Source organism: Pseudomonas sp. RA_15y_Pfl1_P11 (assembly GCF_963970975.1).
In the GTDB taxonomy this organism is placed as follows: Bacteria; Pseudomonadota; Gammaproteobacteria; order Pseudomonadales; family Pseudomonadaceae; genus Aquipseudomonas; species Aquipseudomonas tritici.
The window spans coordinates 142516-155907 of the sequence record NZ_CAXAOY010000007.1 but is presented as its reverse complement, the minus strand read 5'-3'; the positions used below and the strand labels follow the sequence as shown (position 1 = coordinate 155907).

Genomic DNA, 13392 nt, shown 5'->3' with positions numbered 1-13392 from the left:
ACGAGAGCGCCACCATGTCCCAGGATTTCTACTTTCTGCTGATGCCGGGCTTTTCGGCCATTGGCTTTATCTCCGCGCTGGAGCCGCTGCGGGTGGCCAACCGCTTTCGTGGCGAGCTGTACCGCTGGCACGTGTTGAGTGCCGATGGCGGCGCGGTGCTGGCGAGCAATGGCATGTCGGTCAACGCCGACGCCGCGTTGGAACCGCTGAAAAAAGGCGCGACATTGTTGGTGGTGGCGGGCTTTGAACCCTTGCAGTTCGCCACTCCCGCGCTGGAACACTGGCTGCGCCGCCTCGACCATGACGGCGTGACCCTCGGCGCCATCGACACCGGCGCCTGCGTGCTGGCTGAAGCAGGCCTGCTCGATGGCCACCGGCTGACCCTGCACTGGGAAGCCATCGACGCTTTCAAGGAATCCTACCCGCAGCTCACAGTGACCCAGGAACTCTTCGAAATCGACCGCCGTCGCATCACCTGCGCGGGCGGCACCGCTTCCATCGACCTGATGCTCGACCTGATCGCCCAGGCTCATGGCTCGGAGCTGGCGATCCAGGTTTCCGAACAATTCGTGCTCGGCCGTATCCGCCCACGCAAAGACCACCAGCGCATGCAGATCGCCACGCGCTACGGCATCAACAACAAAAAACTGGTGCAAGTGATCGGCGAGATGGAGCAACACACCGAGCCGCCCCTGAGCACATTGGCGCTGGCCGACGCGATCAACGTAACGCGGCGTCAGCTGGAGCGCCTGTTTCGCCTGCATTTGAACGACACCCCGAGCAACTTCTACCTCGGCCTGCGCTTGGAAAAAGCCCGGCAATTACTGCGCCAGAGCGATCTGAGTGTGCTGGAAGTGAGCATCGCCTGCGGGTTTGAATCACCGTCGTATTTCACGCGGAGTTATCGGGCACGGTTTGCGAAATGCCCAAGGGAGGACCGGCGACGGGAGGTGGTTTGACGGCTGATTATAGTCAATTATACTCGTGACTATAATTTATAGTCCTTTCCATAATTGAGTATAAAAGCATGTCCAAGAACAGCGGCTTTGTGTTCCGCCGCCCCGACCTGGCAAGCAGCATTGCCGATGGCCTTGTGGGGGCCGGTATTCAGGATTTCACCTCCGGCCTGTTTCTCGCGGCGCCGCGTCGCACGGGCAAAAGCACTTTTTTACGTGAGGACCTTGTTCCTGAATGCCTGGCGCGTGGTTGGCTGGCGGTGTATGTCGACCTGTGGGCCGACAAGGAAAAAGACCCCGCCGACCTGATCTCCAGTGCCATCGCCGGTGCCCTGGTGCCCTTTGAAAAGGGCATCCGCAAACTGGCCAAAAATATCGGCATCGAAAAGCTCAGCTTCCTGCGCACCTTGTCCTGGGATTTCACCAAGCCGCAATTGCCTGCAGGCGCGACACTGACGCAAGCGCTGGAGTTGCTTCACAGCGCTGCCGAGAAAACCGTCGTGCTGGTGATCGACGAAGCCCAGCACGCGCTCACCACCGAAGCCGGTGTTAACGCGATGTTTGCCCTCAAGGCCGCCCGGGACCAGCTCAACCAAGGTCGTGAAGGCGAGGGCAGCGGGTTGCGCCTGGTGTTCACGGGGTCCAATCGCGACAAGCTTGCCCATCTGGTATTAGGTAAAAGCCAGCCGTTTTTCGGGTCCAGCATCACCCCATTTCCACTGCTGGGCAAAGCATTCACACAGGCCTACACCGTGTACCTCAACGGCCTTCTGGCCAAGACCAACCAGTTCAATGCTGCCGACATCGATGAAGCGTTTGAGCTAGTGGGCCGTCGCCCGGAAATGTTGCGCACCATCATTGGTGAAGTGGCATTGGAACTGGGGGAGGCGAGCAATCTCGGCCAACTGCTGCACAGTCGCGCCGAACTGCTGCGCGCCGGCGTTTGGACCGAATTCGAAAGTGCCTGGAACGCCCTCACCATTCCCCAGCGTGCGGTGCTGGACGTGATGGTGGAGCGCTCACAGAACAACGAACCGTTCGCGCCGTTTACCGACAGCACCCTCACGGCCGTCAGCAAGGCGTTGGAAGGCATGGGCAGCGACGTAGTGCCGGGCACCCAGACCATTCAGGCCTGTATCGATGCCTTGCGCGATAAAGAGCTGGTATGGAAGTCGAGCCGGGGCGGTTATGCGCTGGAAGACAAATCCTTCGGGGATTGGCTGCAGCACCGGCGCCGAGCTCTTAACTGAATCAAACGCTGATCACATGTGGGAGCAGGCAAGCCAGCTCCCACATTGATATAGGGTGTGGCTTATTTCTTGACCAGTGCCGAGCACGCCGCCTTGTACGCCTCATGCTGATACTTGTTCAGTGTCGCCGGCAGATCAAAGGTGTGCTTCTTGTTCTGCGCATTGAGGGTCTGCGGCGACAACAGCGTCACCTCAACACCCTCCAGCAACTGAAGCACCCCTTCAATCTTGAACGTGGTCGGGCCACCGGCGAATTCGCCTTTCTTGCTGCGCTTCTTGATCGCGATACGTTCGATAGCGTTTGCCTGCACAAACGCCTTCACCTGAGCGGCGAAGGCTTTGACGTTGGCCGCTTCATCGTCGTCTTCCAGGGCGATTTTTTTCGTGGCCAGGGCGACGTGAGTCAGCGCTTGGTTGTCCAGGGAGGCGACGGCGATGATGGCTTCGCTGCCTTTGATTTCGATGCCGCAAGTCTTCATGAATAGCCTTGTTTCAGAAGGAAAGTGACGGGGATTGTTGCTTATTCCTGCCCGATCGACTCCAGAAACTCCGACCGCTCATCACTCATCCGCGCCAGGCAGTCATTCTGTGCAATGGCGTACGCCTTCGTGCCGTTCACCGCCGGGAAGGTGTCCACGGCGCAATCGGCGTCGCGTAACTTTTCCCACTTCTGCTGGGCATCCTTCAGACGAGCGGTAATGTCCGCCAGCGTGGTCTTGTCGCTGCCATAGGTCGAAGCCATGCGTTCCAACAGGCTCTGATAGTTATCCTTGAGCAACTGAACGGCGGTGGTTTTATTGTACGTGGCGCATTCCAGGGTTTGCGTGTCGTTTTCGATGCCGTCGCACGGCGTGCTGTCGGTGTCTTCGGCCGCGTGGACGCCGGTTGCGATGAGTGCCAAAGCCAGGAAAATCGATTTCATTGCGCCGTCTCATATCAGGTGATGCGGGAATTCTGGCTCAAGCGTGAGACAAATAACAGCCGCCAGTCAGACCTCTCTTAACAGCCTTTGTCGCGGATTGACGCTTTCGGCAATTCCCCTGTCGTTTTTGCACCCAGCTCTGTCGGCCCCTGGGCATATGCTGGCCCAAAGCGCCGGCAGACGATTCGGCGCATGAATCGCCAAATAAGGGGACGCCTGATGAGCCCAGCCGAATTGCACGCCGACAGCATCGTTATCGACGGGCTTATTATTGCCAAGTGGAACCGCGACCTGTTCGAGGACATGCGCAAAGGTGGCCTCACCGCTGCCAACTGCACGGTGTCGGTATGGGAAGGCTTCCAGGCCACCATTAACAACATCGTGGCCAGCCAGACCCTGATCCGTGAGAACAGCGACCTGGTGATCCCGGTGAAAACCACCGCCGATATCCGCAAAGCCAAGGAGCAGGGCAAGACCGGCATCATTTTCGGCTTCCAGAACGCCCATGCCTTCGAAGACCAGCTTGGCTACGTCGAGATCTTCAAGCAGCTGGGCGTTGGGGTGGTGCAGATGTGCTACAACACCCAGAACCTCGTCGGCACCGGCTGCTACGAGCGTGATGGCGGCCTGTCGGGCTTTGGTCGTGAGGTCGTCGGTGAGATGAACCGCGTCGGCATCATGTGCGACCTGTCCCACGTGGGCTCCAAAACCTCCGAAGAAGTTATCCTCGAATCGAAAAAGCCGGTGTGCTACTCCCACTGCCTGCCGTCCGGCCTTAAAGAGCACCCGCGCAACAAGTCCGATGAAGAGCTCAAGTTCATCGCCGACCACGGCGGTTTTGTCGGCGTGACCATGTTCGCGCCGTTCCTGGCCAAGGGCATCGATTCGACCATCGACGACTACGCCGAAGCCATCGAATACACCATGAACATCGTCGGCGAAGACGCTATCGGCATCGGCACCGACTTCACCCAGGGCCATGGCCAGGATTTCTTCGAAATGCTGACCCATGACAAGGGCTACGCCCGCCGCCTGACCAGCTTCGGCAAGATCATCAACCCGCTGGGCATCCGCACCGTGGGCGAGTTCCCCAACCTCACCGAAACCCTGCTCAAGCGCGGTCACCCTGAGCGTGTGGTGCGCAAGATCATGGGTGAGAACTGGGTCAACGTCCTCAAGGACGTCTGGGGCGAATAAGCCACCGCACTGTCGCGGAACATCAACACAACGAATTTTCTGGAGTTAAGTTTCCATGGCCAAGATCGCCCCGCAATTGCCTATCGAAGTCGACAGCGAAACCGGTGTCTGGACCTCCGACGCCCTGCCGATGCTGTACGTGCCGCGCCATTTCTTCGTCAACAACCACATGGGTATCGAAGAAGTCCTCGGCGCTGACGCCTACGCCGACATCCTTTACAAAGCCGGCTACAAGTCCGCCTGGCACTGGTGTGAAAAAGAAGCCGAATGCCACGGCCTGGAAGGCGTCGCAGTGTTCGAACACTACATGAAGCGCCTGTCGCAGCGCGGCTGGGGCCTGTTCAAGATCCAGGACATCGACCTCGACAAAGGCACAGCCAGCGTCAAGCTTGAGCACTCGGCGTTTGTCTACGTGTACGGCAAGGTCGGACGCAAGGTCGACTACATGTTCACCGGCTGGTTTGCCGGTGCCATGGACCAGATTCTGCAGGCGCGTGGCAGCCAAATCCGCACCGTCGCCGAACAAGTCTACGGAGGCTCCGAAGAGGGCCACGATGACGGCCTGTTCACCGTCAAGCCGTTGTAAACCGAGGACCGTGCCATGGCTTTCGAAGCAATGTTTGCGCCGATCCAGATCGGCAAACTGACCATCCGCAACCGCGTGCTCAGTACCGCCCACGCCGAGGTGTATGCCACCGACGGCGGGATGACGACTGACCGCTATGTGAAGTATTACGAAGAGAAAGCCAAGGGCGGCATCGGCCTGGCGATCTGCGGCGGCTCCTCAGTGGTGGCCATCGACAGCCCGCAGGAGTGGTGGAGCTCGGTAAACCTGTCCACCGACCGCATCATCCCGCACTTCCAGAACCTGGCTGATGCCATGCACAAGCATGGCGCCAAGATCATGATCCAGATTACCCACATGGGCCGTCGCTCGCGTTGGGACGGCTTCAACTGGCCGACCCTGATGTCGCCGTCCGGCGTGCGGGAGCCGGTGCACCGCGCTACCTGCAAGACCATCGAACCGGAAGAAATCTGGCGCGTGATCGGCAACTACGCCCAGGCCGCGCGTCGTGCCAAGGCCGGTGGCCTAGACGGCGTGGAACTGTCCGCCGTGCACCAGCACATGATCGACCAGTTCTGGAGCCCACGGGTCAACAAACGTTCCGACGAATGGGGTGGCACCTTTGAAGGCCGCATGAAGTTCGGCCTGGAAGTCCTGAAAGCCGTGCGTGCCGAGGTCGGTGACGACTTCTGCGTGGGCATGCGCCTGTGCGGTGACGAATTCCACCCGGACGGCTTGTCCCATGAGGACATGAAGCAGATCGCCAAGTATTACGACGACACCGGCATGCTCGATTTCATCGGCGTGGTGGGGTCGGGGTGCGACACCCACAACACCCTGGCCAACGTTATCCCCAACATGAGTTATCCACCGGAGCCGTTCCTGCACTTGGCCGCCGGGATCAAGGAAGTGGTCAAGGTCCCGGTGCTGCACGCGCAGAACATCAAGGACCCGAACCAGGCCACGCGCATCCTCGAAGGCGGTTATGTGGACATGGTCGGCATGACCCGTGCGCACATCGCCGACCCGCACCTGATCGCCAAGATCAAGATGGGCCAGATCGACCAGATCAAGCAGTGCGTCGGCGCCAACTACTGCATCGACCGCCAGTACCAGGGCCTGGATGTACTGTGCATCCAGAACGCCGCGACCTCCCGTGAATACATGGGCGTGCCGCACATCATCGAGAAGTCCATCGGGCCCAAGCGCAAAGTCGTGGTAGTGGGTGCCGGCCCGGCGGGGATGGAAGCCGCGCGCGTTGCCGCTGAACGTGGCCACGACGTGACCCTGTTGGAAAAGAAAGAATTTATCGGCGGGCAGATCACCACCGCCTCGAAAGCGCCGCAACGTGACCAGATCGCTGGCATCACCCGCTGGTTCCAGCTGGAATTGGCACGTTTGAAAGTCGATTTGCGCCTGGGCGTGGCCGCTGATGCCGAGACCATCCTCGACCTGCGTCCGGACGTGGTGGTGCTGGCGGTGGGCGGGCATCCGTTTATCGAACAGAACGAACACTGGGGCGCGGCCGAAGGCCTGGTAGTGAGCAGCTGGGACGTGCTCGACGGCAAGGTGGCACCGGGCAAGAACGTGCTGGTGTACGACACCATCTGCGAATTCACCGGCATGTCGGTGGCCGATTTCCTGGCGGACAAAGGCTGCCAGGTCGAGATCGTCACTGACGACATCAAGCCCGGCGTGGCCATCGGCGGTACGTCATTCCCGACCTACTACCGCAGCATGTACCCCAAGGAAGTGATCATGACCGGCGACATGATGCTGGAAAAGGTCTACCGCGAAGGCGACAAGCTGGTAGCGGTGCTAGAGAACGAGTACACCGGCGCCAAAGAGGAACGGGTGGTGGACCAGGTGGTGGTGGAAAACGGCGTGCGTCCGGATGAAGCCCTTTACTACGGGCTCAAGGAAGGATCGCGTAACAAAGGCCAGATCGATGTTGAAGCCTTGTTCGCGATCCAGCCGCAGCCGTGCCTGAGCGAGGCGGGCGAGGGCTACTTGCTGTTCCGCATTGGTGATTGTGTGGCGCAGCGAAATACTCACGCTGCGATCTACGACGCCCTGCGCCTGTGCAAGGATTTTTAAGAACAGTCGCAAGCCATAAGCTTCAAGCAGCAAGAAAGAGCAGTGGTTGACCGGCTTTGACTTGCCGCTTGTAGCTTGAAACTTGCCGCTTGAGGTCACCTCAATGTTGAACACCTTGCTTCCTATTCTCTTGTTTGCCGCCCTGGGCCTTGCCGTCCTCGGCGCCCTGCGCCGGGTGAACATGTGGCGCCGTGGCCGCGCCTCCAAAGTCGACCTGCTCGGTGGCCTGCTGGCCATGCCCAAGCGCTACATGGTCGACCTGCACCACGTGGTTGCCCGCGACAAATACATCGCCAACACCCACGTCGCCACGGCGTTGGGCTTTGTGCTGTCAGCGCTGTTGGCGATTCTGGTGCACGGTTTCGGCCTGCATAACCGCATCCTCGGCTATGCCCTGCTGTTGGCCTCGGTGCTGATGTTTGTCGGCGCCACGTTTGTCTATCTGCGCCGCCGTAACCCGCCATCACGCCTGTCGAAAGGCCCGTGGATGCGCCTGCCGAAAAGCCTGATGGCGTTTTCGGTGAGCTTTTTCCTGGTGACGCTGCCGGTGGCCGGGATCCTGCCGGCCGACTTCGGCGGCTGGCTGTTGGCTGCGCTGCTCAGCGTGGGCGTGCTGTGGGGCGTGTCGGAAATGTTTTTCGGCATGACTTGGGGCGGCCCGATGAAGCACGCCTTCGCCGGTGCCCTGCACCTGGCCTGGCACCGCCGCGCCGAGCGCTTTGGCGGTGGCCGTTCCACCGGGTTGAAGCCGCTGGACCTCGGCGATAAAACCGCGCCTCTGGGCGTGGAAAAACCCAAGGATTTCACCTGGAACCAACTGCTCGGGTTTGACGCCTGCGTGCAGTGCGGCAAGTGCGAAGCCGCGTGCCCGGCCTTCGCCGCCGGCCAGCCGCTGAACCCGAAAAAGCTGATCCAGGACATGGTGGTCGGCCTGGCTGGCGGCACTGATGCCAAGTTCGCCGGCAGCCCCTATCCAGGCAAACCGGTAGGCGAGCACAGCGGCAACCCGCACCAGCCAATCGTCAACGGCCTGGTGGACGCCGAAACCCTGTGGTCCTGCACCACCTGCCGCGCCTGCGTGGAAGAGTGCCCGATGATGATCGAGCACGTGGATGCCATCGTCGACATGCGCCGCTACCTCACCCTGGAAAAAGGCGCGACCCCGAACAAGGGCGCCGAAGTCCTCGAGAACCTGATCGCCACCGACAACCCGGGCGGCTTTGCACCGGGCGGTCGACTGAACTGGGCGGCGGATCTGAACCTGCCGCTGCTCAGCGAAAAAAGCAGCGCCGACGTACTGTTCTGGGTTGGCGACGGCGCCTTCGACATGCGCAACCAGCGCACCCTGCGAGCGTTCGTCAAAGTACTCAAAGCGGCCAACGTCGACTTTGCCGTGCTTGGCCTGGAAGAACGCGACAGCGGCGACGTGGCGCGGCGCCTGGGTGATGAAGCGACCTTCCAACTGCTGGCCACGCGCAATATCCAGACCCTGGCCAAGTACAGCTTCAAGCGCATCGTTACCTGCGACCCGCACAGTTTCCATGTGCTGAAAAACGAGTACGGCGCCTTTAACGGCAACTACCTCGTGCAACACCACAGTACCTTCATGGCCGAGTTGATCGGCGAGGGCGCGTTGAACCTGGGCCAACACAAAGGCAACAGCGTGACCTACCACGACCCATGCTACCTGGGCCGCTACAACGGCGAGTATGAGGCGCCGCGCCAAGTGCTGCGGGCGTTGGGCATCGAGGTCAAAGAGATGCAACGTTCGGGCTTCCGTTCACGCTGCTGCGGCGGCGGCGGTGGTGCGCCGATCACCGACATACCCGGCAAGCAACGGATTCCGGACATGCGCATGGAAGACATCCGCGAAACCGGCGCCGAGCTGGTAGCTGTGGGCTGCCCGCAGTGCACGGCAATGCTCGAAGGTGTGGTCGAGCCGCGCCCATTGATCAAGGACATCGCCGAACTGGTGGCCGACGCTTTATTGGAAGACGCCGCGCCCGCCAGTTCGCCGACCAAACGCCCTGTCCAACAAAAGCCTGCGGAGGTGCATTGATGAGCGACATTATCCGCCGCGACCCACGAGCCGAATGGATCGCCCGCAACCGTCTGCACCCGCTGCATGCGGCGATGCAGCCGGTGCAACACAGCTGGATGGGGCCTAACGGCGTGATCCGCAAAAACGTGCATGGTGTTGGTTTTATTGGCCCTAACGGCGTCAAGCGTATCGACCGCAGCGGCGCCCAGCAGGGGGGGGCGGCCAAGCGTTCGGCAGCGGTGGAAGTGCAGTTGCCACTGCACCAGGTGCCGGCCCCGGCGTTTTACATCAACGTGGTGCCGGACATGGTCGGCGGTCGCCTGAGCAGCCACGACCGCGACCTGCTGGGCCTGGCGCGGCAACTCGCTGGCAGCGATGGCGCGGTGTTGGCGGTGGTGTTTGGCGAGCACAAGGAGCATGCGTTTGCCACGGCGGGCGTCGACCGTCTGCTGGTGCTGGAAGGCCACGCATTCGACGGTTATTCACCGGAGCAACGGGTGCAAGGTTTGCGCGCTGTGGATAACCAGTTCAACCCGCGCCACTGGTTGCTGCCGGACAGCCGCAGCGGTGGCGGCGAGCTGGGCCGACGCTTTGCCGCCAGCCTCAAGGAACGCCCGGCCACGCGGGTCTGGCAGATCAAGGGCGACGAGTGCATCGGCCGCGCCGGGGCTGGCCAGGAAGACTTGGCCCGGCCTTTGGCGCGCCTGATCCTGGCGGCCGTGGAGTGCGCTGAGCCGGTCAGCGAAACCCGGCATGAAGTGTTGCCCGTGGAGTTATCCACAGCCCTGGCGCGCAGCTTGCCGCGCATTGAAGATCTTGGCGCGGTGGCCGTCGACCCGGCGGCAATTCCCATGGCCGAGGCGGAATTCATTTTCTCCGGCGGCAATGGCGTGAAGGACTGGACGCTCTTCCACCAGACCGCCGCCGCACTGGGTGCCACCGAGGGCGCCTCGCGGGTGGCCGTGGACGACGGCTTTATGGCGCGTGATCGCCAGGTCGGCGCCAGCGGCACCTGGGTCACGGCGCGGGTGTATGTGGCCGTGGGTATTTCCGGTGCCATCCAGCACCTGCAGGGCATCGGTGCCTGCGACAAGGTGGTGGCGATCAACCTTGACCCTGGCTGCGACATGATCAAGCGTGCCGACCTCTCGGTCATCGGCGAAAGTAACGCGATACTGCAAGCCTTGATCGATGCGGTCGAGGCCTACCGCAGCGGCGCCAAGCGCGATGCGGCTTAAGGATATGGCCATGACCACGAATGTAATCAGTTTGGTTTCCATCGGCGCCCACCCTACCTCCGGGCGCCCGCGCCGTGCGGAGCAGGACGCCCGCGCTGTCGAACTGGGGTTGCAGATGGCTGGGGATAAGTTGCAGGTGCTGCATGCCGGCAACATCGCCGAACCGACCCTGCGCAGTTACCTGGGCATGGGCTTGCCAGCGTTACATGTACTGGAGCAACCGGCTGGCAGCGATGCGTTGCCGGTACTCAGTGAGTACTTGCGCGATGCCGGTGCCCAGGTGGTGCTCACCGGCAGCCAGGCCGAAACCGGTGAAGGCTCGGGCATGTTGCCGTTCTTGCTCGCCGAGCAATTGGGCTGGCCGCTGATTGTCGGGCTGGCGCAGGTTGAATCGATCGAGGCGGGCGTGGCCCATGTGCTGCAAGCCTTGCCACGCGGCCAGCGGCGCCGGTTGAAGGTGCGTTTGCCGTTTCTGGCGACCGTGGATAACGCCGCGCCCAAGCCTCGGCAAAGCGCCTACGGCCCGGCGCAGCGCGGTGAACTGGCGGCTCACGACGTTGAAGTCGAGCAGGACGAGTTATACACAGGGGCCGTGCTGCAACCGGCCAAGCCTCGACCCAAGCGGCTCAAGGTGATCAAGGCCAAGAGCGGCGCCGATCGTATGAAAGCCGCCACGGCCAAGGCCAGCGGCGGCGGTGGGCAAGTGCTCAAGGGCCTCAGCCCGGAAGCGGGTGCCGAGGCTATTCTCAAGCTGTTGGTTGAGGAGGGCGTCGTACGCTGATTCCCTGTGGGCGCTGGCGTATCTGTACCTGTAGTGAGCGGGGCAAGCCCGCTCACTACAAGGATGTGTAGATTCCAAGGGCTATAGCAGGAAGCCAGCGCCCACGTATTAACGTCCCTTGGGCTTACCCACAATCCCTGTTGATCCGTCTGTGGATAACCTGTTCGCGGTTGTCCACAGCCCCTGTGAATCAAGCCCTGCAGCCCTCTGTACGAAAAACAACCAAGCTAACTGGCGGTTTTTCCTTGGTTTTTTCCCTGCACTCAGCCATTTAACAAATCAGACTTGCCCCCATACTCTGTTGGCGCTTCTGTGGATAAGGTGTTCGCTCTCGGCCACAGCCCTTATGGTTAAAGGCTTTTATGTGATTGATCAAAATCTGATCGATTTGAGCTTTTACTTGATTAAAATCCCTGAAAACCGCGATTTATGAAGGTTTGAGACGGTTTTCCACAGCGCTGCCAAAGTTGCCCCCAAAGTCTGTTGGTGCTTCTGTGGATAAGGTGTTCGCGTACCGCTACAGGGCACGTGGTTCGTGGCTTTCAGTGAGTTGATCAATAAGTGATCAGATGCGGGTGAAAACCGCTGGCTTGAATAAGTCACGGATTTTCTTCATTTAATTTTAGGAGGGAGGCGTACTTGCCCACATTTGCTGTGGGTGGCTCTGTGGATAAGTTGTTGGGTAAAGGCTGGAGGGCTGGTATCTAGAGGCGTTAGAGAGGCTTGCTCAAATTTTGAACAGTTAAGGAGTTCAACCTGTGGGAGCGTCTCACCGCCGCTCCCACAGTTTGATCTGTGGGTGTCACTTACTCGTGGACGGCGACGCCTTTGAGGTAAGGCGCCGGCGCCGCGCCCAGGTTGCTCAACATGCGCTCGCTGTACCAGTCAACGAAGTTCACCACACCGAACTCGTAGGTTTTGGAGTACGGGCCGGGCTGGTAGGCGGTGGAGTTGATCCCGCGCTGGTTCTCTTCGGCCAGGCGACGGTCCTGGTCGTTGGTGGCGTCCCACACCTGGCGCATGCGGTCCACGTCGTAGTCCACACCTTCCACGGCGTCCTTGTGCACGATCCACTTGGTGGTGACCATGGTTTCCTGGGCGCTGATCGGCCACACGGTGAACACGATGATGTGGTCGCCCATGCAGTGGTTCCACGAATGCGGCAGGTGCAGGATGCGCATCGAGCCCAGGTCCGGGTTCTTGATGCGGCCCATGAGTTTCGCGCAGCCCTGTTTGCCATCCAGGGTCATCGATACGGTGCCCTTGAGCAGCGGCATGCGCACGATGCGGTTGCGCAGGCCAAAGCTGGCGTGGGCGTAAGGGATTTTCTCGGCATCCCAGGCGGCAGCGGAGGCGGCCACGTGGTCCTTGAAGGTCTGGTCGGCGCGCGGGTCGGTGACGTCGTCCCATTCCAGCAGGGTTTTCAGCAGTTCCGGGTGCGACGCGTTGCAGTGGTAGCACTCGCGGTTGTTTTCCAGCACCAGTTTCCAGTTGGCTTTTTCGAACAAGGTGGTCTGAATGGCCACCTTGGTGTTTTCCATGTCGTAGGGTTCCATGTAATGGCTCAGCGTCGACAGGAAGTCATCGATGGCCGGCGGGTTCTCGGCCAGGCTGATGAAGATGTAGCCGCCGGCGGTCTTTACGTTCACCGGCTTGAGGCCGTATTGCTTCATGTCGAAGTCGGCGCCCATCTCGGTGCCGGCGAACAGCAGGCGGCCGTCCAGTTCGTAGGTCCACTGGTGGTAATGACAGACGAGTTTGGCAACCTTGCCCTTGTCGCTGGTGCACAAGCGTGAGCCACGGTGGCGACACACGTTGTGGAACGCATGCACCACGCCGTTGGCGCCACGGATCACGATGATCGGGTTCTTGCCCACTTGCAGGGTCAGGTAGTTGCCCTTGGTGGGGATCTCGCAGGTCATGCCGGCAATCAACCACTCTTTCTGGAAGATCTCCTGCATGTCGATATCAAACAGCCGTTCATCAGAGTAGAACGGCTGTGGCAGCGAAAAGGTGCGCTCGCGCTCTTGCAGCATCTGCGCGGTGGCCTTGCGTGCGGGTTCCAGCGGATCGCCCAAGCTTAAAGTTGCGGTGACGTCCATCGTGTGTGTCCTCAGGGCCATTCTGTGTGGCCGGCGAATAGTGGCTACGGTTGGTACTTTGCAAGGCCTAAAGAAAGCGTCTTTGTTGGAAGCGAGTGTGGGCCCGGCAAAGGCCAGAACCTTGTCCATTAACGACATGGCCCACTCTGATCCCGACGCGCAACACCCATGGTATGGGGGCTGGTCGCGATAAGTATGTGAATGTCGCAGATAGGTAAATGGGTGGTTCTCGCGTTACGCAGA

Annotated in this window: 12 protein-coding genes; 9 read left to right on the top strand and 3 right to left on the bottom strand. The window is 60.7% G+C overall.

Annotated features, from left to right (window positions below):
- Positions 1–14 precede the first annotated feature (14 nt).
- Positions 15–959 (top strand): GlxA family transcriptional regulator, encoded by a 945-nt coding sequence (locus tag AACY44_RS11440; RefSeq protein ID WP_339415334.1) that lies wholly within the window; start codon positions 15–17, stop codon positions 957–959.
- A 68-nt stretch (positions 960–1027) separates the two neighbouring features.
- The gene (locus AACY44_RS11435) at positions 1028–2206 is read left to right on the top strand and encodes a hypothetical protein (RefSeq protein ID WP_339427668.1); all 1179 of its coding nucleotides are present in this window, start codon (positions 1028–1030) and stop codon (positions 2204–2206) included.
- A gap of 62 nt (positions 2207–2268) precedes the next feature.
- Here AACY44_RS11435 and AACY44_RS11430 read toward each other — a convergent pair whose 3' ends face one another.
- Positions 2269–2685, bottom strand: coding sequence for a DUF3010 family protein (locus AACY44_RS11430; protein WP_339415336.1), 417 nt, complete (start codon positions 2683–2685; stop codon positions 2269–2271).
- A 41-nt stretch (positions 2686–2726) separates the two neighbouring features.
- A complete protein-coding gene (locus tag AACY44_RS11425) occupies positions 2727–3128 on the bottom strand; it encodes a lysozyme inhibitor LprI family protein (RefSeq protein WP_339415337.1) in 402 nt (133 codons plus the stop codon).
- A 219-nt stretch (positions 3129–3347) separates the two neighbouring features.
- On the opposite strand from AACY44_RS11425, the gene AACY44_RS11420 reads away from it, so the two are divergent.
- From AACY44_RS11420 to AACY44_RS11390, 7 genes are all read left to right on the top strand, one after another.
- A complete protein-coding gene (locus AACY44_RS11420; RefSeq protein WP_015886257.1) occupies positions 3348–4325 on the top strand; it encodes a dipeptidase in 978 nt (325 codons plus the stop codon).
- 55 nt (positions 4326–4380) lie between these two features.
- Complete coding sequence (locus tag AACY44_RS11415; protein WP_128874052.1) at positions 4381–4911, top strand: DUF5943 domain-containing protein; 531 nt, start codon at positions 4381–4383, stop codon at positions 4909–4911.
- Between the two features lie 15 nt (positions 4912–4926).
- Positions 4927–6987: a dimethylglycine demethylation protein DgcA gene (gene dgcA / locus AACY44_RS11410; RefSeq protein ID WP_339436931.1), complete on the top strand. Its 2061-nt coding sequence runs from the start codon at positions 4927–4929 to the stop codon at positions 6985–6987.
- Positions 6988–7090: 103 nt separating this feature from the next.
- Entirely contained in the window at positions 7091–9046 is a 1956-nt protein-coding gene (dgcB, locus tag AACY44_RS11405) for a dimethylglycine demethylation protein DgcB (protein ID WP_339415339.1), read from the top strand.
- Positions 9046–10266, top strand: coding sequence for an electron transfer flavoprotein subunit alpha (gene etfA / locus AACY44_RS11400; protein ID WP_339415340.1), 1221 nt, complete (start codon positions 9046–9048; stop codon positions 10264–10266). The genes dgcB and etfA overlap by 1 nt, the downstream gene beginning before the upstream one ends.
- Before the next feature lie 10 nt (positions 10267–10276).
- On the top strand, positions 10277–11047 hold the full coding sequence (gene etfB / locus AACY44_RS11395; protein ID WP_339415341.1) for an electron transfer flavoprotein subunit beta: 771 nt from the start codon (positions 10277–10279) through the stop codon (positions 11045–11047).
- A 151-nt stretch (positions 11048–11198) separates the two neighbouring features.
- A complete protein-coding gene (locus tag AACY44_RS11390; RefSeq protein ID WP_339427671.1) occupies positions 11199–11480 on the top strand; it encodes a hypothetical protein in 282 nt (93 codons plus the stop codon).
- A gap of 373 nt (positions 11481–11853) precedes the next feature.
- On the opposite strand, the gene gbcA is transcribed toward AACY44_RS11390, so the two are convergent.
- Positions 11854–13149, bottom strand: a complete 1296-nt coding sequence (gene gbcA / locus AACY44_RS11385; RefSeq protein ID WP_339415342.1) for a glycine-betaine demethylase subunit GbcA — start codon at positions 13147–13149, stop codon at positions 11854–11856.
- Positions 13150–13392 lie beyond the last annotated feature (243 nt).